Annotated in this window: 21 protein-coding genes, 3 tRNA genes and 1 pseudogene; 14 read left to right on the top strand and 11 right to left on the bottom strand. The window is 41.8% G+C overall.

Going from position 1 to position 21,462, the window contains the following annotated elements; genetic code table 11:
• Positions 1-1,244: 1,244 nt before the first annotated feature.
• On the bottom strand, positions 1,245-1,391 hold the full coding sequence (locus tag RM553_RS18600) for a hypothetical protein (protein ID WP_311536467.1): 147 nt from the start codon (positions 1,389-1,391) through the stop codon (positions 1,245-1,247).
• 72 nt (positions 1,392-1,463) lie between these two features.
• Here RM553_RS18600 and thrS point away from each other — a divergent pair, with 72 nt between their 5' ends.
• From thrS to rplT, 4 genes are all read left to right on the top strand, one after another.
• Positions 1,464-3,410 carry a threonine--tRNA ligase gene (thrS, locus tag RM553_RS18595; RefSeq protein WP_311536466.1) on the top strand — a complete coding sequence of 649 codons (1,947 nt, stop codon included), beginning with the start codon at positions 1,464-1,466 and terminating at the stop codon, positions 3,408-3,410.
• A gap of 23 nt (positions 3,411-3,433) precedes the next feature.
• Positions 3,434-3,988 carry a translation initiation factor IF-3 gene (gene infC, locus RM553_RS18590; RefSeq protein ID WP_311536469.1) on the top strand — a complete coding sequence of 185 codons (555 nt, stop codon included), beginning with the start codon at positions 3,434-3,436 and terminating at the stop codon, positions 3,986-3,988.
• Positions 3,989-4,096: 108 nt separating this feature from the next.
• A complete protein-coding gene (gene rpmI, locus RM553_RS18585) occupies positions 4,097-4,294 on the top strand; it encodes a 50S ribosomal protein L35 (RefSeq protein ID WP_311536465.1) in 198 nt (65 codons plus the stop codon).
• A gap of 133 nt (positions 4,295-4,427) precedes the next feature.
• On the top strand, positions 4,428-4,772 hold the full coding sequence (gene rplT / locus RM553_RS18580; RefSeq protein ID WP_311536464.1) for a 50S ribosomal protein L20: 345 nt from the start codon (positions 4,428-4,430) through the stop codon (positions 4,770-4,772).
• Positions 4,773-4,858: 86 nt separating this feature from the next.
• On the opposite strand, the pseudogene RM553_RS18575 reads toward rplT, so the two are convergent.
• From RM553_RS18575 to tgt, 8 genes and pseudogenes are all read right to left on the bottom strand, one after another.
• Positions 4,859-6,941: pseudogene (locus tag RM553_RS18575) on the bottom strand (cation:proton antiporter).
• 244 nt (positions 6,942-7,185) lie between these two features.
• On the bottom strand, positions 7,186-7,611 hold the full coding sequence (locus RM553_RS18570; protein ID WP_311536463.1) for a secondary thiamine-phosphate synthase enzyme YjbQ: 426 nt from the start codon (positions 7,609-7,611) through the stop codon (positions 7,186-7,188).
• 73 nt (positions 7,612-7,684) lie between these two features.
• Positions 7,685-8,503 (bottom strand): amidohydrolase family protein, encoded by an 819-nt coding sequence (locus tag RM553_RS18565; protein ID WP_311536462.1) that lies wholly within the window; start codon positions 8,501-8,503, stop codon positions 7,685-7,687.
• 6 nt (positions 8,504-8,509) lie between these two features.
• Complete coding sequence (locus RM553_RS18560; protein WP_311536468.1) at positions 8,510-9,694, bottom strand: asparagine synthetase B; 1,185 nt, start codon at positions 9,692-9,694, stop codon at positions 8,510-8,512.
• A gap of 130 nt (positions 9,695-9,824) precedes the next feature.
• A complete protein-coding gene (gene dnaB / locus RM553_RS18555) occupies positions 9,825-11,387 on the bottom strand; it encodes a replicative DNA helicase (protein WP_311536461.1) in 1,563 nt (520 codons plus the stop codon).
• A 166-nt stretch (positions 11,388-11,553) separates the two neighbouring features.
• Complete coding sequence (locus RM553_RS18550) at positions 11,554-12,507, bottom strand: acetyl-CoA carboxylase carboxyltransferase subunit alpha (protein WP_311536460.1); 954 nt, start codon at positions 12,505-12,507, stop codon at positions 11,554-11,556.
• Positions 12,508-12,602: 95 nt separating this feature from the next.
• Positions 12,603-13,679 carry an LptF/LptG family permease gene (locus RM553_RS18545; RefSeq protein WP_311536459.1) on the bottom strand — a complete coding sequence of 359 codons (1,077 nt, stop codon included), beginning with the start codon at positions 13,677-13,679 and terminating at the stop codon, positions 12,603-12,605.
• Between the two features lies 1 nt (position 13,680).
• Positions 13,681-14,811, bottom strand: coding sequence for a tRNA guanosine(34) transglycosylase Tgt (tgt, locus tag RM553_RS18540; RefSeq protein WP_311536458.1), 1,131 nt, complete (start codon positions 14,809-14,811; stop codon positions 13,681-13,683).
• A gap of 256 nt (positions 14,812-15,067) precedes the next feature.
• Here tgt and RM553_RS18535 point away from each other — a divergent pair, with 256 nt between their 5' ends.
• The 3 genes from RM553_RS18535 (at position 15,068) to RM553_RS18525 (ending at position 17,654) form a co-directional block, all read left to right on the top strand.
• Positions 15,068-15,913, top strand: coding sequence for a transketolase (locus tag RM553_RS18535; protein WP_311536457.1), 846 nt, complete (start codon positions 15,068-15,070; stop codon positions 15,911-15,913).
• A 72-nt stretch (positions 15,914-15,985) separates the two neighbouring features.
• Positions 15,986-16,939 carry a transketolase family protein gene (locus RM553_RS18530; RefSeq protein ID WP_311536456.1) on the top strand — a complete coding sequence of 318 codons (954 nt, stop codon included), beginning with the start codon at positions 15,986-15,988 and terminating at the stop codon, positions 16,937-16,939.
• Between the two features lie 115 nt (positions 16,940-17,054).
• Positions 17,055-17,654, top strand: a complete 600-nt coding sequence (locus RM553_RS18525) for an outer membrane beta-barrel protein (RefSeq protein WP_311536455.1) — start codon at positions 17,055-17,057, stop codon at positions 17,652-17,654.
• A gap of 56 nt (positions 17,655-17,710) precedes the next feature.
• On the opposite strand, the gene RM553_RS18520 is transcribed toward RM553_RS18525, so the two are convergent.
• Entirely contained in the window at positions 17,711-18,667 is a 957-nt protein-coding gene (locus RM553_RS18520; protein ID WP_311536454.1) for an FKBP-type peptidyl-prolyl cis-trans isomerase, read from the bottom strand.
• Positions 18,668-18,744: 77 nt separating this feature from the next.
• Between RM553_RS18520 and RM553_RS18515 the strand changes: the two genes are divergently transcribed.
• Genes RM553_RS18515 through RM553_RS18505 form a run of 3 tightly spaced genes read left to right on the top strand, consistent with a single transcriptional unit; the run spans position 18,745 to position 20,217 of the window.
• Positions 18,745-19,143, top strand: coding sequence for an RNA-binding S4 domain-containing protein (locus RM553_RS18515; RefSeq protein ID WP_311536453.1), 399 nt, complete (start codon positions 18,745-18,747; stop codon positions 19,141-19,143).
• A complete protein-coding gene (locus RM553_RS18510) occupies positions 19,127-19,720 on the top strand; it encodes a class I SAM-dependent methyltransferase (RefSeq protein ID WP_311536452.1) in 594 nt (197 codons plus the stop codon). The genes RM553_RS18515 and RM553_RS18510 overlap by 17 nt, the downstream gene beginning before the upstream one ends.
• Complete coding sequence (locus RM553_RS18505; protein ID WP_311536451.1) at positions 19,717-20,217, top strand: phosphoribosyltransferase family protein; 501 nt, start codon at positions 19,717-19,719, stop codon at positions 20,215-20,217. The genes RM553_RS18510 and RM553_RS18505 overlap by 4 nt, the downstream gene beginning before the upstream one ends.
• Here the strand turns inward: RM553_RS18505 and RM553_RS18500 are convergent.
• Positions 20,209-20,730, bottom strand: coding sequence for a shikimate kinase (locus tag RM553_RS18500; RefSeq protein WP_311536450.1), 522 nt, complete (start codon positions 20,728-20,730; stop codon positions 20,209-20,211). The genes RM553_RS18505 and RM553_RS18500 overlap by 9 nt on opposite strands.
• 124 nt (positions 20,731-20,854) lie before the next feature.
• Here RM553_RS18500 and RM553_RS18495 point away from each other — a divergent pair.
• The 4 genes from RM553_RS18495 (at position 20,855) to RM553_RS19765 (ending at position 21,449) form a co-directional block, all read left to right on the top strand.
• A tRNA-Lys gene (locus RM553_RS18495) sits at positions 20,855-20,927 on the top strand.
• Positions 20,928-21,040: 113 nt separating this feature from the next.
• A tRNA-Lys gene (locus RM553_RS18490) sits at positions 21,041-21,113 on the top strand.
• A 60-nt stretch (positions 21,114-21,173) separates the two neighbouring features.
• Positions 21,174-21,256 (top strand) — tRNA-Leu (locus RM553_RS18485).
• Between the two features lie 25 nt (positions 21,257-21,281).
• Positions 21,282-21,449 (top strand): GIY-YIG nuclease family protein, encoded by a 168-nt coding sequence (locus RM553_RS19765; protein WP_432271478.1) that lies wholly within the window; start codon positions 21,282-21,284, stop codon positions 21,447-21,449.
• Positions 21,450-21,462: the final 13 nt, after the last annotated feature.

Below are 21,462 nucleotides of genomic sequence, written 5' to 3'. Positions count from 1 at the left end.
AAACTGCGAATTAATCTGAAGGGTAAGCATTGGATTTTGCTTAAAATCATGTTTTTTACCCTTCCGGCTTATCAGCGCTTGCTGATAAAGCCACCTTCCCTTAAAAAAGGGAAGGAGCCACAGGCAAATGAAAGATAAATTCCAAAAAATTAGCGTTTATCGGTGTTCAGAACCAAAAGCTGTTTATAACCTGTTAGGTCTCTGTTATGGCAAAGGTGTGAAAAGAGGTTCTGAAATCTTCACCTTCCTCCTCATTTACGCTATCCTGGTTCTTGGCTCCTGTTTCCTGATTCAAAAAAATCTCCAGCAGATATCGCGGATTTTCGCAGAAATATGGCGATACCAAAATTTGACAATTATCGGTTTCCTTATTATGACCAAATCAAGTATTCTCCTTTATAGGAACTCGTTATTTAAAAACAAGTTTATTTACCCTTCCGTCTTTATCAGCTCCCGCTGATAAAGCCACCTTCCCTTAAAAAAGGGAAGGAGCCACAGGCAAATGAAAGATAAATTCCAAAAAATTACCGTTTATCGGTGTTCAGAACCAAAAGCTGTTTATAACCTGTTAGGTCTCTGTTATGGCAAAGGTGTGAAAAAGAGGTTCTGAAATCTTCACCTTCCTCCTCATTTACGGTATCCTGGTTCTTGCCTCCTGTTTCCTGATTCAAAAAAATCTCCCGCAGATATCGCGGATTTTCGCAGAAATATGACGATACCAAAATTTGACAATTATCGGTTTCCTTATTATGACCAAATCAAGTATTCTCCTTTATAGGAACTCGTTATTGAAAAACAAGTTTATTTACCCTTCCGTCTTTATCAGCTCCCGCTGATAAAGCCACCTTCCCTTAAAAAAGGGAAGGAGCCACACCTGAAAATAAGAGGAAGCCTTTGAAATAGCCAATATCGGCGTTTGAAATCTTCGCTCTTCTCTTCTTTACAACGCCCTGGTTCTTGCCTCCTGCTTCCTGATTCAAAAAAATCTCCCGCAGATATCGCGGATTTTCGCAGAAATATGGCGATACCAGAATTTAACAATTATCGGTTTCCTTATATGATCAGATCAAGTATTCTCCTTTATAGGAACTCGTTATTTAAAAACAAGTTTGTTTGCCATTCGTCTTCATCAGCTCTCGCTGATAAAGCCATCTTCCCTTAAAAAAAGGGAAGGAGCCATAGTTTTGAACTTTTTGACTTTTAACTTTTCAACTTTTTTTGCGTTAGGGATAGCAGCGGTATCCTTATAGCGGAATAGCGGGTACTGAATTTGATAGTTTTCCAAACTCCTTAATATATCCCATATCTTCCCCTCCTCCAATAACCGCTATAAGATACAGCGGATAGCCCGGCCGCGACCTTTTGGGAGCGGAAACGCCCAAAACAAACATATTCCACAAATTCTGTATTGCGCAACCAAGTTCAACCGCTTATCTTTGCTTTTCTAAATTGAAAAGCAAGACATGATTAAGGTTACTTTGCCGGACGGCAGTATTAAGGAATTCGAGAAAGGCACAACGCCCATGGATGTTGCACAGAGCATTAGTGCAGGCCTGGCAAGAAATGTGATTTCAGCTAAATTTAATGATAAAATTATAGAAACCGCCACGCCTTTAACTACCAACGGCAGCCTTACCTTATATACATGGAATGACGAAGAGGGGAAAAAGGCCTTCTGGCACTCCACTTCCCACGTAATGGCCCAGGCCATAGAAGAGCTGTATCCAGGCGCAAAGCTCACCATTGGCCCCGCCATTGAAAACGGGTTTTATTACGATGTGGACTTTGGGGAGCATAAAATTTCGGAAAATGATTTTGGAAAGATAGAAACCAAAATGCTGGAAATTGCCCGCGGAAAGCACGATTTTAAAATGCGCGAAGTTTCCAAGGCCGATGCTCTTGACTATTACAAGAAGCAGAACAATCCGTTTAAAGTGGAATTGATCGAAAACCTGGAAGACGGGACCATCACTTTTTGCGATCACGACACTTTTACCGACTTATGCCGTGGAGGCCATATTCCCAATACCGGCATAATTAAAGCGGTAAAACTAATGAGTGCCGCCGGTGCATACTGGCGCGGTGATGAGAAAAATCCGCAGCTGACCAGGATTTATGGTACTTCTTTCCCGAAACAAAAAGAGCTTAAAGAATATCTGGAATTGCTGGAAGAGGCAAAAAAACGAGATCATCGTAAATTAGGACGAGAACTGGAACTTTTTACGTTTTCCCAAAAGGTAGGACAGGGATTGCCACTATGGCTGCCAAAAGGTGCCGCGTTGCGGGAGCGTCTTGAAAATTTTCTAAAAAAAGCCCAAAAAGGAGCGGGATACGAAATGGTGGTAAGCCCTCATATTGGGCAAAAAGAACTTTATGTAACTTCCGGGCATTATGCCAAATACGGGGAAGACAGTTTCCAGCCTATAAAAACCCCTAATGAAGGAGAGGAATTTTTGCTGAAACCAATGAATTGCCCCCACCATTGTGAAATCTATAACGCCACTTCCTGGAGTTACCGCGATTTGCCAAAACGTTTTGCCGAATTTGGTACTGTTTATCGTTACGAGCAGAGCGGGGAATTACACGGTTTAACCCGCGTGCGTGGCTTCACCCAGGATGATGCCCATATTTTCTGTACTCCCGATCAGTTAGACGATGAATTTAAAAAAGTAATAGACCTTACTTTATATGTATTTGATTCTTTAGGTTTTGAAAACTTCACCGCCCAGGTTTCCCTTAGAGATCCTGAAAACAAGCAGAAATATATTGGAAGCGATGACGTGTGGGATAAAGCTGAAAATGCCATCATCGCCGCCGCAAAGGAAAAAGGCCTTAATTATGTTGTAGAAACCGGTGAAGCAGCCTTTTATGGCCCTAAACTGGATTTTATGGTGAAAGATGCCCTTGGCAGAAACTGGCAACTTGGCACCATTCAGGTAGATTATAACCTGCCGGAGCGTTTTGACCTGACATATAAAGGGAGTGACAATGAAAGTCACCGCCCGGTAATGATCCACCGCGCCCCCTTTGGCAGTATGGAACGTTTTGTTGCCATATTGCTTGAACATACAGGAGGAAATTTCCCGCTTTGGTTAATGCCGGAACAGGCTATTATTCTCTCCCTCAGTGAGAAATATGAAAAATACTCCCAAAAAGTTTTAACTTTAATGGAAAATCACGAAATTCGCGCCCGTATAGATAACCGGAACGAAACCATCGGGAAGAAGATTCGCGAAGCAGAAGTGAACAAATTCCCATATATGCTGATTGTTGGAGAACAGGAGGCAAATGATGGTACGGTTTCTGTACGAAAGAGAGGGGAAGGCGACATAGGCACTATGCCGGTAGAAGCTTTTGCCGAAATTATTAACAACGAAATAAAGAAAACGCTGAAGGCGTTTGAAGTTTAACCAAAAATAGATTAGCCATAGCAATACGAAGAAAAAAATCGAAAAGGCCCAGTACGAGAAGGAAAGAGGACGAACACAGAATCAACCAGAAAATCCGCGCTGAAAAGGTGAGGCTTGTGGGTGATAATGTTGAAATGGACGTTTACCCTATTAAGGAAGCCTTAGCAATCGCAGAAGAACTAGGATTGGATTTAGTGGAGATTTCTCCAAATGCCGAACCGCCTGTTGTAAAAGCGATGGACTACAAGAAGTTTCTTTACGAACAGAAGAAACGCGAAAAGGCCATGAAAGCCAAGGCCAGTAAGGTTGTAGTAAAAGAAATTCGATTCGGACCAAATACCGACGACCATGATTATGAATTTAAGAAGCGTAATGCTGAAAAATTCCTGAAAGATGGTGCCAAGTTAAAGGCGTTCGTATTTTTTAAAGGGCGTTCTATTGTCTTTAAAGATAAAGGGGAAATCTTACTGTTGAGACTTGCCACAGATCTTGAAGAACATGGAAAGGTAGAGCAAATGCCAAAACTGGAAGGTAAACGTATGACCATGTTTATGGCTCCTACCAAAAAAGCGAAATAGTCCTCACCCGGAATTTATAAAAGAATTCCCACCTCTCCACGGGAGAGGTTTTTATATGAGGTTTACATTTTTAAAGAATAAGAGAGTTAATTATAAAAGAAGGACAGCATGCCTAAAATGAAAACAAAATCCAGTGCCAAAAAGCGTTTTAAGCTAACAGGTACAGGTAAAATTAAAAGAAAGCACGCGTTTAAAAGCCACATCTTAACAAAGAAGTCTAAAAAACGTAAGCTTGCCTTAACGCACAGTACCTTGGTACACGATGCGGATACGGACAATGTTAAACTTCAGTTACGTTTAAAGTAAGTTGAAGCTCTTAACGGTTTAAATATTTATAAACCCTGGAGTCGGGCAACACTTCGACTGCGCTCAGTGTGACAGTTAGAACTTTAGTTAAAAGTGCCGGTTACCGGCCGCCTGCTACAAAAACAATTAAAATATGCCAAGATCAGTAAATTCAGTTGCCAAGAGAGCCAGAAGAAAAAAGGTTCTTAAGCAAGCAAAAGGTTACTTCGGACGTCGTAAAAACGTTTGGACAGTAGCAAAAAACGCGGTGGAAAAAGCGATGCTTTATTCCTACAGAGACCGCAAAACCAAGAAACGTAATTTCCGCTCATTGTGGATTATGCGTATTAACGCTGCTGCCCGTCAGCAAGGGATGTCTTATTCGCAGTTCATGGGGAAAGTCAAAGCCAGTGGAATCGAACTAAACCGTAAGGTTTTAGCCGATTTGGCAATGAACCATCCTGAAGCGTTTAAAGCGATTGTTGATAAAGTAAAGTAATTAAATAACAAATTATACTCTCTTATATTAAAATCCGGTTCTGTAAAGAGCCGGATTTTTTATTTGTTAAACCTGAACAAATCAACTTATGTGCTGCGGAAAAAAGCACTGGGATTGAACATATCAGTCCTCAAATTACTGGCTCCCAGGGGCGGATAAACCAGAATGAAATTGTAGCCCCGGCCTGCCTGAAGCCCGAGCAACAGTTTCTCCATCTGTTTTTCATACATGCTGTTCTGCCGCCCGGCTAGAACCAGAATAAGATTGTCCCCATGTTTTAAATCCTTCACAAGTTCAGCCTTCAGGATATTACGGTTTTTAAGCACGTGCATTTCGGTCTGCAAACCCCATTTACGCTGAAGTCCCTTTATGATCTCCAGGGTTTCTTCTGAAGAATATATTTGAATTTCTGCGGCAGAACCTGCGGCTAAACGCATGATTTTAGTCATATATAATGATAAACCCGGGTAAAAATGCCCATTATCAGGTATCGTCACTATATGCCTTTTTACGGAATCAAGAGAATAAGGAGCTTTATATATCCAGATAGTAGCATGGCAACTTTTAAGTATTTCCTGAGTAATGCTGCCAAGGGAGCTTTCTACCTCCTGCTTTTTTGCATGAAACCCAAGTATAATATCAGAGATTTTCTGCTCTTTTACAACGCTGGTAATACCATTTGCCAGATTCAGGTCGTACCGCAACAAGCCATTCAAAATCACATCTGTTGCTGATGCAGTAACAACAGCCTTATTAAGGATTTGCCTCGTATGCTTTTCTGCTGCCAGATCTTCTGCGGAATTTTTAATAACGCTAAGCGCATAAATGCCATCCCTGTTTTTGGGAGATTTTAAAGCCAGGGCCAAATTGATCAATTCATTTATGGACCCGGCATTGCTGATGGGAATCAAAATTTTTTCAGAGAAAGTTAGTTTTGTACCAGGTCCATCTTCAGCTAATAATGCAAGATTACGGGCCCCTTTTTGCGCTGAAAAGGAAGCAATGGTACAGGTTACAAGAATCATTAATATGGTGCCATTAAGTACATTTTCGTCCAGGAGGCGAATTGGCATTCCAACCTCTCCGGTACGCAGGATAATATTATATCCTATAACCACTGCCGCAAGGGTGGCCGCAGCCTGGGCGTTGCTAAGCCCGAAGATCACCCTGCGCTCATCTGCTGAAAACCCGAAGGATTTCTGGGTAAGCCAGGCAGCTAAATATTTGGCAGCAGTAGCGACAATTATCATTATCAAACCCACTTTAAGTGTTTCAGCATCCTTAAAAAATACTTTGTAATCTATCAGCATTCCTATTCCAATGAGAAAAAAGGGAATAAAAATGGCATTCCCAACAAACTCGATCCTGTTCATTAAAGGTGAGGTTCGGGAAACAAGCCTGTTCATGGCGATACCTGTGAGGAATGCCCCTAATGCCTTCAATTCCGGCTAATTCAGCCAGAAAGGCGCCAAAAAATACAGAGGCCAACACAAAAATATACTGCCCCACATTATCATCCCATCGTTTAAAAAACCAGCGGCCAACTATGGGAAATAAATAAAGAACAATAAATCCAAAAATAATCGTGGAAATTCCCAGCTGAAACCAGAAGCCCGCATTCACTTCCCCTTTAGTAAGCCCTACAATAACGGCAAGAATCAATAAGGCCAGCACATCGGTAATCATCGTGCCTCCTACGGTAATATTCACGGCACGGTTTCCTGCTACGCCGGCCTTGCGGATTATGGGATAGGCAATTAAGGTGTGGGAGGCAAACATGCTGGCCAGCAATATGGATGTTATCATGGAATAATTGAGCAAATAAAGCCCTGCTCCTATCCCCATAAGCATTGGCACTGTGAATGTATAGAGCCCAAATACGATGCTTTTAGTGCGGTTCCTTTTAAAATCGGCTAGGTCTATTTCCAGGCCAGCTAAAAACATAATGTACAGTAAGCCGGCGGTGCCCGAAAGAATAATCCCACTATCCCTTTCCATTAGGTTTAGTCCGTTAGGGCCAATAACCGCCCCGGCTATAATAAGCCCTAACAGAGGGGGGACTTTAATCCTGTTCAGCAAAATTGGGGTGAACAGGATTAGAAGGAGGATAATTAAAAATTTTAATACCGGATTAGTAATTGGTAAATCCTCCAGCCCGGCGGGAATCATTGCTTTTTCATAAGTTTAGAATTTATAGAGGCAAGCACCTGATACTCCTAATTTCACTCGGATTTTAAATTGTAAAACAAAAATAAAAAATGATTATCACCGTCAGTTCGAGCCTGCCTGGGCGGCAAACAGGCGCAGTCGAAAACTCTTAATGATTAAAATCCTGGCTTCGACTGTGCTCAGCGGAACATTTTTGTAATTAATTTAATTTAAAGTAGGTAACTCACTGCTGACCCCTAAAAATTTATTCTCCCCAGGCACTAAGCACCATTTTTCTTGAACCACCGCTGTCGCGATGCTCGCACAGGTATATTCCCTGCCAGGTGCCCAGGTTTAGCTTACCGTTCGTAAGAGGAATTTGAACTGAATTCCCCATAAGCGAAGCTTTTATATGTGCCGGCATATCATCCGGCCCTTCCAGCGTATGTTTGTAGTAAGGCTGATTTTCCGGCACCATTTTGTTAATGTGGCTTTCAAAGTCTTCCCGCACCGTGGGATCGGCATTTTCGTTAATGGTAAGGCCGGCAGAGGTATGTTTGATAAAAACCTGCAGCATACCTTTTTTAATTTCTGAAATTTCTGGAAACTGGCTTATAATTTCATCGGTTACCAGATGAAATCCGCGGCGTTTAGAGTTTAATTTTATCTCCTTCTGAAAGAATTTATGCATGGCTTTTCTTTTTCCGATTTATCTGAAAAGGTAAAGAACTAAACTCAAATCCTGAAGCATGCCCTTCAAAATTTTACAGCCTGTAAAATTTTTTTGCATTCTCCCCGAATACCTTGCGGAGCAGGTTTTCATCTTGGGCAGAGAGATAGTTCTCAATTACATCTACAGCCTGGGCATAGCTCCCACCGGAGAGGGAAACCGGCCAGTCTGATCCAAAAATAATTTTATCTTCTGAAAAGTTTTCGAATACAAAATCGAGGAAAGGATAAAAATCCTGCAGGCCCCATTCCCTTTTTCCTGCCGCACTCAATAATCCTGAAATTTTACAATACACATTTTTGTTCTGGGCAAGGCTCCTTATCCCCTCTTTCCAATCTTCAGAAGCATTTTCAAATATTTCGGGTTTGCCCATGTGGTTTAGCACAAAACGTTGTTCAGGAAACCTGTTTACAAGTTCTATCGCGCCTTTCAGCTGGTAGGGAAAGACCAAAATCTCATATACAAGGCCAAATTTTGACAGTTTTGATATACCGTTTTGAAATCGCCTATCTACCATAAACTCCCCCCACTCGTCATAAACCGTGTACCTTAAGCCTTTAAAACTTTTGTTTTTGGCATATTGCGCCAGCTTTTCTTCAATATTTTCCGCAGATAAATCCAGCCAGCCCACAACCCCTTTGATGAAGTTATGTTCAGCTGCCAGATTGAGCAAAAACCTGGTTTCCTCCTCACTCTGATCTGCCTGCACAGCAATACAACCATCAAACCCGTGGAGATCGAGCAGGGGCTTCAAATCCTCAGGTGCAAAATCTTTCTGGATAGCCTTATCTTCAATCCAGCCATATCTTTCAGAATTATAATCCCAAAAATGCTGGTGCGCGTCAATCCGCATAAAATATCAGGTTTTTTGTTTTTTCTTTCTGGCCGCAGGAAAAAGGACATTATTCAGAATAAGCCGGTACCCGGGAGAATTAGGATGCAGCTCCAGTTCGGTTTTGGGATCTCCTACCCTATGGGTATAATCTTCGGGATCGTGGCCTCCGTAAAAGGTAAAAAAACCTTTTCCTTTTATACCATGAATGTATCTGGCCTCGCCATTCAGCCTGCTTTCTCCCATTACCAGCACGCTGGCTTTAATATTTTCAGGATTAAAAGCGGTGGTCTGCCCCATAAAACCCTTAACGAGGCGGGTATGGTTTTGGGTAAGCATTGTAGGCACCACATCCCATTTAGCTGAAAAATCCATGAGGGTAAAATAATCGCTTTCTGCTGGGATTTGCCTTTTTTGGGTCATGTCTATGGAAGAAAACTCATAAACCTGCGGATTGCGCTCCAGGATAAAATCGGTGAAAGCGAAGGTATTATTATAATCAATTTTAGCCTGATATCCCGGCTCACTTGGGTCACCGTCGAACATTGCCTCGGCAATATCTACATTTTCTGCAGCAAGGGCAATATCGAAACTGTCTGTTGCGCTGCACATGGCGAACATAAAGCCGCCACCTACCACATAATCCCGGATTTTTAAAGCCACGGCCAGCTTTTCTTCTGAAACCTTATCATAGCCGCGTTCTGCCGCCAGGGCTTCGGCTTCCTTTTTATCTTCTATATACCAGGGTGTGGTCCTGAAGGCCCTGTAAAATTTGCCGTACTGCCCGGTAAAATCTTCATGGTGCAGATGCAGCCAGTCGTACCTCAGCAAAGCATCATTCAGCACCTCACGGTCATAAATCGTTTCATAGGGAATTTCAGCATAGGTAAGTACCATGGTTACCGCATCGTCCCAGGGCTTATTGCCCTGCGGCGAATAAACCGCAATTTCAGGCGCTTTTTCCAGTTCAACGCTTTCCATATTTTGCGACGGACTGCTGATTTCCTCCAGGATCTGGGCGGTTTTACTGTCGCTTATAATTTCAAAAGAAACTCCACGAATCTGGCATTCCCGCCGCAGGGCTTCAGTATCTGAGATTAGAAAAGAACCTCCGCGGTAATTGAGGAGCCAACGCACCTTAAGCTGGTTGACCAGGGAATAATAAGTAATCCCGTATGCTTTTAGATGGTCTGTCTGCGAGTCAGCATCCATGGGAATTAAAATGTTGGATGCAAAACCGGAAGATGACAGAAAAAGAAATAAAAAAACCGCCAGGCCCTTCTTCAGATTAGAAGAAAAACCGGCGGAATATTTTTTGAACCTGAATTTTTTCTGCGGAAAATTAAAAAGGCACGTCGCTGTCGTCATCATTAAAATCGTCATTCATGGAACTGCCAAAAGCTTCATCGGCACTTGGATTTGGCAAATTTTGGTTTCCTCCAAATTCATTCTCATCGTCTCCCCCGCTGTTCATTTTAGAATGGAACTCGAACGGAGAATCAAACTCTTCCAAGTTATCAAATTTACCAAGATGTCCAATAAATTTCAATCGTATATTTTCCAGACCGCCATTACGGTGCTTGGCCACAATAAATTCCGCCTGGCCGTCTGTAGGCGTTCTTTCTTCATCGTCCCACTCATCGATCTTATAATATTCGGGACGGTAGATAAAGGAAACAATATCGGCATCCTGCTCGATCGCCCCGGATTCCCTAAGGTCGGAGAGCAGAGGCCTTTTACTGCCTCCACGGGTTTCCACCGCACGGGAAAGCTGGGAAAGCGCGATTACCGGGACATTAAGTTCTTTGGCCAGCGCTTTAAGGTTTCGTGAAATGGTAGAAATTTCCTGTTCCCTGTTCCCTCCTTTCTGGCTTCCACCGGCGGTCATCAACTGCAAATAATCGATCACGATAAGCTTAATACCGTGCTGTGATGCCAAACGCCTTGCCTTAGCCCGAAGGTCGAAAATAGACAAAGACGGCGTATCATCAATAAAAAGCGGCGCTTTTTCAAGATCTTTAACCTTTACATTAAGCTGTTCCCATTCGTGTTTTTCAAGATTTCCCGTTCTAAGTTTTTCTGAAGACAGCCCGGTTTCCGAAGAAATCAAACGGGTAATAAGCTGTACTGAAGACATTTCCAGGGAGAAAAAAGCCACCGGCAAATTCTGGCCTACCGCAATATTTCGTGCCATAGACAGGGTTAAGGCGGTTTTACCCATACCGGGACGCGCCGCCACAATAATAAGGTCACTGGGCTGCCAGCCCGAGGTAAGCTTATCAAGCCGCTCAAAACCTGAGGGCACCCCACTCAAGCCTTCCTTATTGGAGATCTCCTGAATACGGTTTTTAGCCTGGATCACCAGGCTCTGCGCGGTTTCTGTAGATTTTTTAATATTTCCCTGCGTAACTTCGTACAATTTCGCTTCGGCCTGGTCCAGCAAATCAAAAACATCTGTAGATTCATCGTAAGAATCTTCAATGATCTCATTTGAAATTTTAATAAGGCTGCGCTGGATGTACTTCTGAAGGATTATACGGGCGTGAAATTCGATATGTGCCGAAGAAGATACTTTTTGGGTAAGCTGAATGAGGTAATAATCCCCTCCTGCTTTTTCAAAATTGCCGTCTTTCTTCAGCTGGTTAGAGACTGTTAATAAGTCTATTGCCTCTGTATTTTCAAAGAGTTTATGTATGGCTTCAAAAATGAGTTTATGAGAAGATTTATAGAAGGCATCAGAATGTAGAATATCTATAATCTCATCTACCCCTTTTTTATCAATCATCATTGCGCCAAGCACAACTTCCTCCAAATCAACAGCTTGAGGAGGCAATTTTCCTTTTTCCAGATTAACAACGTTGCTTTGCTTATAGCCAAAGCTTTGCGGGGCAGTGATTTTTTCCATGTTACGAAAGTAAAGAATTTGTTAAGATGGCCTTAAGAAATAAGAGCAAAGTTAGTCCACCGGTAATCAACAATTCTATTGTTGAAAACTTATTTTTTTTGTTCATAGAGATAAAAAAATCCGAAACTTCAGCTTCGGATTAATTCATAATGCGATATAGAACGAATTAGTCTTTAAAAACTCCCATGCCCAGATATTTGTCCATCCTTTTTTCAACAAGATCTGCTGGTGATAAGTTTTTAAATTCATCATAAGCATCGGAAATGGATTTTTTTACAGTATCAAAAATTTCTTTCCTGTTACTGTGGGCACCACCAATAGGTTCTTTTACGATTTCATCGATGAGCTTTTGTTTTTTCATATCCTTGGCCGTAAGCTTCAGCGCGTCTGCCGCGGTTTCTTTATACTCCCAGCTACGCCAAAGGATGGAAGAACAGGATTCAGGAGAAATTACAGAGTACCAGGTGTTCTCCAGCATCAATACTTTATCTCCCACTCCTATGCCAAGCGCTCCACCACTGGCGCCTTCTCCTATAATTACTACAATAATCGGCACTTTAAGGCGGGTCATCTCCAGGATGTTCCTGGCAATGGCCTCTCCCTGTCCGCGTTCTTCGGCTTCAAGGCCCGGATAAGCGCCGGGGGTATCTACTAAACACACCACAGGAAGTCCAAATTTTTCAGCAGATTTCATTAACCGGAGCGCTTTGCGGTATCCTTCAGGATTGGCCATTCCAAAATTCCTGTACTGCCGGGTTTTGGTATTATAACCTTTCTGCTGACCAATGAACATATAGCTTTGCTCATCGATTTTTCCAAGGCCACCAATCATGGCTTTATCGTCCTTTACATTCCTATCGCCGTGAAGTTCCAGAAAAGTATCACCGCAAATAGCTTTTATATAATCTAAGGTATATGGCCTGTTGGGGTGGCGGGACAACTGTACACGCTGCCAGGCGGTTAGATTTTTATAGATCTCTTTTCGGGTTTCCTTGAGTTTCTTTTCAATTTGCTTGCAGGTTGCAGTAACATCTACATCACTTTCTTCTCCTATAGTACAAGCCTTCTTGTATTGTTCTTCTAACTCTTTAATGGGTAATTCAAAATCCAAATATTCCATAAGAATTATGGTGTTTTTTTATTAGCCTACAAATATAACAAACTTTGGAGGGAAGATTTCCAGTTTCCTTTTAATTTTTATGCAGCCCGGAGCTTTTATCTTTTGGAAGTAAACAATAAATATACTGCCAGTATTCCAAAGACAATGTTTGGGAACCATACGGCGATTAGCGGGGAAAATGTAGATTGCTCTGCCATAGTCCCGAAAACTTTATCGAAAAATATAAAAATAAAGGCGAGGGTAATCCCCAGTGCCAGGTTTACCCCCATTCCCCCTCTTCTCTTTTTTGAAGAAACCGCCACTGCAATAACGGTAAGAATAAAGGCCGAAACCGGCAAACTCCACCTCTTGTATGCCACCACCAGGTATCGGTTGATGTTCCCCGAACCACGGCGGCGTTCGGTTTCTATAAAATCGTTGAGCTCGGTATAATTCAGAGTTTCTGCTATGTAAGATTCGGGGGTGAGTTCATCAAATTCGAAAGGCAGAATGGTATCTAGTTTTCTCTGGCTAAAAATTTTATCTGCATTTTCACCTACCACACGACGGTCTACATTGGTAAGGGAATAAGTGGTGTCTTCTTCATTAAATTCGAGGTAAGAAGCGCTTAGTTTAAATTCCAGTTCATTTCCGTCAAAATGCTCGAGGGTGAAATTCCTGGCAGTTTTGGTCCTGGGCTGGAAATTGCTGGCGTAAATGTATTCGTTATCATTAATTTGCCTGTAAACATCCCTCGTCTCCTGGACCTGAGCACCTTTTTTGAGATATTCGTATTTAAATTCATTAAAGCCCTTACTGGCCCTGGGCGCCAAAAACATTCCAAGAATAAGTGCCCCAAAACAAACAATTCCTGCTCCAATAAGATATGGCCTTAAAAAGCGCCAGAAAGATACCCCGCTACTTAGAAAAGCGATAATTTCAGTATTATTGGCAAGCTTGGAGGTAAACCAGATTACCGACAGGAACAAAAAAAGCGGAAACAGCAGATTGGCAAAATAGATGGTGAAATCCAGGTAATATTTTGCCACTTCAATAAAAGGCACTTCGTTTTCAAGAATTTTATCAATCTTTTCAGCAAGGTTTACTGTAATCCCAATAGGAATAAACAGCAAAAGCATTAAAGCAAAAGTTCCTAAATAGCGCTTAAGTATGTACCAGTCGAGGATTTTCAAATTAGAGGCGTTTATCCATTTGTGTAACCATTCTGTTTTTCCAGCTGCTAAAATCACCGGCTAAGATATGTTTTCTGGCCTCGCGAACCAACCACAGGTAGAAGCCCAGGTTATGAACGGTAGCAATTTGCTTGCCAAGCATCTCGTTAACCGTAAATAAATGCCGCAGATACGCTTTGGAATAATACGTATCAACATAGGTAATGCCCATTTCATCGATAGGAGAAAAATCCTCCTGCCATTTTTTATTCTTTATATTAATGGTTCCGTGGGCGGTAAACAGCATTCCATTGCGGGCGTTTCGGGTTGGCATCACGCAATCGAACATATCTACGCCCAGGGCGATATTTTCCAAAATATTGATGGGAGTACCAACGCCCATAAGGTAGCGTGGTTTTTCCTTCGGAAGAATATTTGTGACCACTTCTGTCATGGCATACATTTCTTCAGCCGGTTCGCCTACCGAAAGTCCGCCTATGGCATTGCCTTCAGCTCCAACCGAGGCGATATATTCGGCCGACTGCTCCCGTAAATCCTTATATGTGCTTCCCTGAACAATAGGAAAAAGCGATTGGCTGTAGCCATATAAAGGAGGTGTTTTCTCAAGATGCGCAATGCAGCGGTCCAGCCACCGGTGCGTCATGTGCATAGAACGCCTGGCGTATTTATAATCGCAGGGGTACGGCGTGCATTCATCAAAAGCCATAATAATATCGGCGCCGATCGTCCGCTGGATTTCCATCACATTTTCAGGAGTAAATGTATGGTAAGAACCGTCGATATGGGATTTGAACTTCACGCCCTCTTCCTTAATCTTTCTTCTTGCTGAAAGGGAATATACCTGGTACCCGCCACTATCGGTAAGGATATTGCGGTCCCAGTTCATAAATTTATGAAGGCCGCCAGCTTTTTTAAGAATATCGGTTTGAGGCCGAAGGTAAAGGTGATAGGTGTTCCCCAGGATAATATCGGGATTGATATCTTCCTTTAATTCCCGCTGGTGCACTCCTTTAACCGAAGCCACCGTGCCCACGGGCATAAAAATAGGGGTTTCAATTTTGCCATGATCGGTGGTTATAGTCCCTGCCCTGGCAATGCCTGCCTTATCGGTAGATAAAAGTTCAAAATCCATAAAAAATTTTCAATGGGTGCAAAGATACTCAACATTTGTTCTAAAGAAAGAAAATAGCCTGCCGAGCTACAGATAAGTCCTGCACCTGTAATATACTCAAGTGTTATGTTCAACAAGAGAGGAGAGAGGAGAAAACTTTTTCACTTTCCACTTCCAACTTTTCACTCCTTAAAATATCTCGACTATTTAAGCTTTGGTGAAGCCGATTAAAAAGCTATTTTTGTTATCAACTCATATTTAACAATACAAGACTAAAATGCCAAACATCAAAGAATTAGAAGATTTTGCCACCCAGGTACGCAGGGATATTTTGAGGCAGGTACATAAGGTGAATTCCGGGCACCCTGGAGGATCGCTTGGATGTACCGAATTTTTCACCGCTCTTTACCAGGAAGTGATGGAACATAATATAGATTTTAACATGGACGGGAAAGATGAAGATATCTTCTTCCTCTCTAATGGCCACATTTCGCCTGTATTTTACAGTGTGCTGGCCAGAAGCGGATATTTTCCCGTTGAAGAACTCAGCACGTTCAGGCTTATAGATTCCAGGTTACAGGGACACCCCACCACCCACGAAGGCTTGCCGGGTGTGCGTGTTGCTTCGGGCTCCCTTGGGCAGGGAATGTCTGTAGCGCTGGGAGCCGCACAGGCCAAGAAATTAAACGGGGACAAGCATCTTGTGTATACCCTACACGGGGATGGAGAACTTCAGGAAGGACAAAACTGGGAAGCCATCATGTACGCCGCCGGAAATAAAGTAGACAACATTATTTCTACAATAGACCTTAACGGGCAGCAAATAGACGGTAGCACCGAAACCGTTTTACCTATGGGGAACTTAAAGGCGAAATTTGAAGCTTTTGGCTGGGATGTGATGGAAATAGAAAATGGTAACAACCTTAACCAGGTGTTGGAAGGATTGGCCGAAGCCAAGAAGAGAACCGGAAAAGGCAGACCCGTGTGTATTCTTATGACCACAGTTATGGGGCATGGGGTAGATTTTATGATGCACACCCACGCGTGGCACGGGAAGGCGCCCAACGATGAACAACTGGAGAAAGCACTTGCCCAAAATCCTGAAACACTTGGAGATTATTAATTTCCCTTTACTTATTATCAACATCACAAAAAAATAAATTTTCGCCGCTGCGGAAATGACAAAGAAGTTAAGATGAAAAAATATACAGATACAGGAAAAAAAGATACCCGTTCCGGATTTGGGGACGGCTTAACCGAACTAGGGCGTAAAAATCCTAATGTTGTAGCCTTGTGTGCCGATTTGGTAGGCTCGCTTAAAATGCAGGATTTTATAGATGAAAATCCTGAGCGTTTCTTCCAGGTGGGGATTGCCGAAGCCAATATGATTGGCATGTCTGCCGGCCTTACCATTGGCGGGAAAATTCCCTTCGCAGGTACTTTTGCCAATTTTGCCACAGGAAGGGTTTACGACCAGATTCGCCAGAGTGTTGCCTATTCCAATAAGAATGTGAAAATATGCGCGTCGCACTCCGGCGTTACCCTTGGAGAAGACGGTGCTACGCACCAGATTCTTGAAGATATAGGTCTAATGAAAATGTTGCCGGGAATGACGGTTATAAATACTTGTGATTATAACCAGACAAAAGCTGCCACCATTGCCATTGCCGATCATGACGGGCCGGTTTACCTAAGGTTTGGACGCCCAAAAGTGGCTAATTTCACTCCTGAAGACCAAAACTTTGAAATTGGGAAAGCCGTTCAGCTTTTTGAGGGGAATGATGTAACCATTATTGCCACCGGACACCTGGTTTGGGAAGCCATTCAGGCAGCTGAAAAACTTTCAGAAAAAGGAATAAGCGCAGAAGTGATCAACATTCACACCATTAAGCCGCTTGATTCAGAAGCAATTTTGAAATCCGTTAAAAAGACAGGATGCGTGGTTACTGCTGAAGAGCATAACTTCCTTGGTGGCCTGGGTGAAAGCGTTGCCCGCACCTTAGCTGAAAATCATCCTACACCTCAGGAATTTGTAGCTACACAAGATACTTTTGGGGAAAGCGGAACTCCGGAAAAACTTTTCGCCAAATACGGCCTTAATGCCGACGCTATAATAAAAGCAACGGAAAAGGTTCTTAAAAGAAAGTAGTACCAAAGCCAACTCAAAAAAAGCCTTTCAGGAATTAATGCTGAAAGGCTTTTACATTTTCAGAAATAAATATCTGCCCTTTAGCGTTATTTATACTCAACCTAATACCATAACTATGAAAAAATTAATGTTTTTAGCCCTTGCGCTTTGTGGAATGAATTTGGTAGCACAGGAATCTTCTTTTGGAATAAAAGGAGGATTAAATTACGGGGCCACCGGAGATTATGAAAATCTCTCTGAAGTAGTAGATGACGCTTCCCAAATAGAGGAAGGAAAAGAGAGAACAGGCTATCATTTGGGCTTTTTTGGAAAAATAGGCATTGCGGGAATTTTTCTTCAGCCAGAACTACTTTACACCAGGCTTACTACAGAATATCCCGCTTTCGATTACGTGGTCCAGAAAATAGATGCGCCGGTTTTACTGGGAGTAAATGTTCTGGGACCTCTTAATATAAAAGCAGGGCCTTCTTTCCAGTATATTCTAAGCAATGAGCTGGAAGATACCAACCTTGAAATTGGAGATGTGGAAGAAGAGATTACTGTTGGCTATCAATTGGGTGTGGGCGTAAATCTTGGGCGGTTAGGATTTGATGCACGCTATGAAGGAGCATTCCAGGATAATGACGCTTTTGGTGGTGATCTTGCTCAGGACAACGGCTTTAAAATTGATTCCCGACCTTCCCAGTGGATTTTAAGTGCTTCATATTCTTTTTAAAGAATAGAAATTGAGAACAAAAAAGCCCCTGATTCGGGGCTTTTCTCATTTGTTGTTTAACCTTTAAAAACATCGGGGTCAAGATAATCCGGAGTTCCATCGTTATTACTGTCTGGAAAAACCAGAGTACCATCCTCAAGTATTTCTATTTCCTCTCTTGTAGGAGTCCCATCTCCGTCATCATCGGGATCTGAATGGTTTGTATATCCATCTTCATCTGTGTCATCATTAAAAAGGTTTTCATCCTCATCCAGATCTTCCATCCATGAAGGTATACCATCTCCGTCATGATCTGCCTCCAAAGCACGGTAAAGGTTAATTTCAAAGATTAGCGGGCTATAAGCGGGAATACCAGATTGCCCCATAGAGAAGTATCCTAATCCCGAAGGAACAAACACTGCTCCTATTCCGTAATCTTCCCAGGTAATGGTATTATCGGGATTAACGGTATAATTGGTTGCCGCCCTAAATTCAGTTAAACTTTCAGAAAAACCTGGAATAACTCCTCCAAACCTGGCAAGCCTTCCATTGGAATTAACCGTAATATAACCGGGAAGGTCAAACCATACCGGTGCAGCCATATTTTGATCAAATATATTACCGTTGAGCAATTCTCCTTTATATCCCACCAAAGTGGAATCAGCAAAGGTTGGCATGCGTCCTCCTCCTTCCCTCACCTTGAGGATATACAGGGAATATTCCACATCTTCATCATCCACTATTTTTTCCACCAGTTTATCAGAATCTATTAAAGGAGTTTTATCGGAATTCTCTCCTGCTATGGTATCAATCCTAATCCGGTAATCAAAGTTTTCTGGAGGTGTTTCAAATTCTTCGTAATTATAAAAATGAGTAGATAAGTATGCTACCAGGGCCTCATCATCTTCCACAGCCTGCTCTCCCCTGTCTCTTTCAGGAACTGTTGTTACCCCGTCGTCATCGTCATCTTTATTACAGGAGGTAAAAGTCAAACCAAAAAGAGTACAAATAAGAAATAATTGCTTTAATCGCATCGTCTGAAATTTTAGGCCGCAAGATACAATAATCTTGTATTTTTGCTCAAGGAATAAGATAGATTTAAAGCTGTGTTATGAGAGTTGATAAGTTTTTATGGTGTGTGAGGTACTTTAAAACAAGAAGCGTTGCCACCAATGCCTGTAAGCAGGGAAGAGTAAAAATGGACGGTGCCAATGTAAAACCTTCTAAGGAAGTGTTTCCCGGAGATAAAGTGGTTGCCAGAAAAAACCAGGTGAATTATGAAATTGAAATCCTTGACCTGCCCTCAAGCAGAGTGGGCGCAAAACTGGTAAACCTTTACGTACATGATGTGACCCCTAAGGAAGAATTTGAGAAGAAAGAGCTGTTGAAGTATTCCCAGGATTATTACCGGAAAAAAGGGACAGGACGGCCTACCAAAAAAGACCGGCGTGATATTGATGAATGGTTTGATGATGCTTCTGAAGATAAAAAAGATGAGCAAAAAAGCTGAAAAATACTGGTCTGCCCGCTACCAGGAAAATAATACCGGATGGGATATTGGCCATATTTCTACTCCTATTAAAGAGTATATAGATCAACTGGAGGACAAAAACCTGAAAATACTAATCCCGGGAACAGGGAATGCTTATGAAGCCGAATATCTTTTTAATAGGGGTTTCAGTAATGTTTATGTGGCCGATATTGCTAAAGAACCACTATTGAATTTGAAGAAAAGACAACCTGCTTTTCCCGATTCTCATTTACTGCATCAGGATTTCTTTGAAATTCATGATCATTTCGACCTGATCCTAGAGCAGACATTTTTTTGTGCGATTCCTGTCACCAGAAGAAGAGATTATGCAAAAAAAGTACACGAACTATTAGCAGCTAAAGGAAGAATTGCCGGACTACTCTTCAATTTTCCCCTTACGGAGAAAGGGCCGCCTTATGGTGGCAGCAAAGCAGAATATTTAATGTATTTTAGTCCGTACTTCGAAATTAAAGTATTAGAACCCTGTTATAATTCCATTCCACCCAGAAAGGGGAATGAATTATTTTTTAATTTCAGCAAAAAAGAAAATGTATGAAAACCAGTATTCTCATTCTCAACCAGGCAGAAATTCAGCATAAAATTAAACGCATCGCCTATCAAATCCTGGAAAATAATATTGATGAAAAAGAGATCATTTTAGCCGGAATTGCAAAAAATGGGTTTGAGCTTGCCAAACGTCTTCAAAAAGAACTTGAGAAAATTTCAGCTTTAAAATCGGAGCTTTGTGAAGTGAAAATAGACAAGAAGAATCCGCTTGGCTCAATTTCCACTTCATTAAAAGCCGAGGATTACAAGGACAAATCTGTTGTTCTTGTAGATGATGTGCTCAATTCCGGCACTACGCTAATTTATGGGGTACGGCATTTTTTAGATGTGCCCTTAAAACAGTTTAAAACAGCTGTACTGGTGGACAGGAATCATAAAAAATATCCCGTTAAAGCCGATTTTAAAGGTATTTCCCTTTCCACCTCACTTAATGAAACGGTAAAACTAAAATTTGAAAAAGATAATGACCGGGTGGAATTACTCTAGTTTTGACATAACTTCAGCCGTAATTTCTTCAGGCGTTTTATCATCTACATTTACAATAACATCAGATTGATTGTAATAATAAGCTCTTTCGAACAGGTGTTTCCGCAGAAATTCTTCCAGTTCTTCTTTGGTCTGCAAATGACTAATCACAGGACGGTGCACTTTTTCAAGAAACAATCTTTCTGTTAAGGTGCCTACAGTGGCTTTAAGATAAATGGTTTTGGCATCGGAAACATTTTTAATCCACTCCAGGTTATCTCCATAGCAGGGGGTGCCGCCACCTAAGGAAACTACCATATCACCTTCTTTTTCAAGGATATCACGTAAAACTGTGTGTTCAATTTTACGGAAGTAAAGTTCTCCCTTTTCCTGAAATATGCTTTGAATATCGGTTTGTTCAATAAGTTCTATTTGCTCATCAAGATCTACATAATCATAATTGAGATTATTGGCAAGCAGCTTTCCTATTCTTGATTTTCCCGCTCCCATGTAGCCATTTAAAAAATATTTCATGTGCTATTTCCCTAATTTTGAGGTTAATTAAAAACATTTGCAAATTTATATGAATTTACCCTTGAAAAATAAATTAATGATACTATATTTGCACCCGCATTCTGGAAAAGCCGATGCACAAATAGATCTGGTAGCTCAGTTGGTAGAGCATCTCCCTTTTAAGGAGAGGGTCCTGGGTTCGAGCCCCAGCCAGATCACTTTTTGAAGTGAAATTTTTGTTGGGCGAGAAGCCTGTCCTGAACAGAGCGAGAGCGAAGTTTCAGGAAGCCCCAGCCAGATCACTTTTAAGTTCATAATTTTATTTGCACCAGATCTGGTAGCTCAGTTGGTAGAGCATCTCCCTTTTAAGGAGAGGGTCCTGGGTTCGAGCCCCAGCCAGATCACTTTTTCAATTAAATTTGAAACACTTTCACAAAAATTGGATTTTCGATAATTCAATAATTACCCGGGTGCTGGAATTGGTAGACAGGCATGGTTGAGGGCCATGTGTCCTTTGGGCGTGCGGGTTCAAGTCCCGCTCCGGGTACTTTTCTTCCTTTTATTACTCTATAATGTATTTTGTTTATGCCATTAAAAGCCAGGTCAAAGATTGGATCTATATGGGCATGACCAACAATGTTCAAAGAAGAATTGCACAGCATAATTCCGGCCAGAATAGAAGCACTAAAGCTTATAAACCTTTTCTCGTGTTATTTTTGGAGCAGATCCCCACGACATAAGGCCAGAAAAAGA

Source organism: Autumnicola tepida (genome assembly GCF_031846485.1).
Classification (GTDB): domain Bacteria; phylum Bacteroidota; class Bacteroidia; order Flavobacteriales; family Flavobacteriaceae; genus Autumnicola; species Autumnicola tepida.
Note: the sequence above shows the minus strand (reverse complement) of the source record. Positions and strands in the feature narration are given on the sequence as shown.

Excerpts from the sequence above, each read along its gene's own strand:
- tgt (WP_311536458.1), bottom strand. The coding sequence starts at position 14,811 with ATGGATTTTGAACTTTTATCTACCGATAAGGCAGGCATTGCCAGGGCA.
- RM553_RS18525 (WP_311536455.1), top strand. The coding sequence starts at position 17,055 with ATGAAAAAATTAATGTTTTTAGCCCTTGCGCTTTGTGGAATGAATTTG.
- RM553_RS18560 (WP_311536468.1), bottom strand. The coding sequence starts at position 9,694 with ATGGATGCTGACTCGCAGACAGACCATCTAAAAGCATACGGGATTACT.
- RM553_RS18515 (WP_311536453.1), top strand. The coding sequence starts at position 18,745 with ATGAGAGTTGATAAGTTTTTATGGTGTGTGAGGTACTTTAAAACAAGA.
- rpmI (WP_311536465.1), top strand. The coding sequence starts at position 4,097 with ATGCCTAAAATGAAAACAAAATCCAGTGCCAAAAAGCGTTTTAAGCTA.
- RM553_RS18550 (WP_311536460.1), bottom strand. The coding sequence starts at position 12,507 with ATGGAATATTTGGATTTTGAATTACCCATTAAAGAGTTAGAAGAACAA.
- RM553_RS18505 (WP_311536451.1), top strand. The coding sequence starts at position 19,717 with ATGAAAACCAGTATTCTCATTCTCAACCAGGCAGAAATTCAGCATAAA.
- RM553_RS18500 (WP_311536450.1), bottom strand. The coding sequence starts at position 20,730 with ATGAAATATTTTTTAAATGGCTACATGGGAGCGGGAAAATCAAGAATA.
- RM553_RS18600 (WP_311536467.1), bottom strand. The coding sequence starts at position 1,391 with ATGTTTGTTTTGGGCGTTTCCGCTCCCAAAAGGTCGCGGCCGGGCTAT.
- RM553_RS19765 (WP_432271478.1), top strand. The coding sequence starts at position 21,282 with ATGTATTTTGTTTATGCCATTAAAAGCCAGGTCAAAGATTGGATCTAT.
- RM553_RS18510 (WP_311536452.1), top strand. The coding sequence starts at position 19,127 with ATGAGCAAAAAAGCTGAAAAATACTGGTCTGCCCGCTACCAGGAAAAT.
- rplT (WP_311536464.1), top strand. The coding sequence starts at position 4,428 with ATGCCAAGATCAGTAAATTCAGTTGCCAAGAGAGCCAGAAGAAAAAAG.
- RM553_RS18530 (WP_311536456.1), top strand. The coding sequence starts at position 15,986 with ATGAAAAAATATACAGATACAGGAAAAAAAGATACCCGTTCCGGATTT.
- RM553_RS18565 (WP_311536462.1), bottom strand. The coding sequence starts at position 8,503 with ATGCGGATTGACGCGCACCAGCATTTTTGGGATTATAATTCTGAAAGA.
- dnaB (WP_311536461.1), bottom strand. The coding sequence starts at position 11,387 with ATGGAAAAAATCACTGCCCCGCAAAGCTTTGGCTATAAGCAAAGCAAC.
- RM553_RS18520 (WP_311536454.1), bottom strand. The coding sequence starts at position 18,667 with ATGCGATTAAAGCAATTATTTCTTATTTGTACTCTTTTTGGTTTGACT.
- thrS (WP_311536466.1), top strand. The coding sequence starts at position 1,464 with ATGATTAAGGTTACTTTGCCGGACGGCAGTATTAAGGAATTCGAGAAA.
- RM553_RS18535 (WP_311536457.1), top strand. The coding sequence starts at position 15,068 with ATGCCAAACATCAAAGAATTAGAAGATTTTGCCACCCAGGTACGCAGG.
- RM553_RS18570 (WP_311536463.1), bottom strand. The coding sequence starts at position 7,611 with ATGCATAAATTCTTTCAGAAGGAGATAAAATTAAACTCTAAACGCCGC.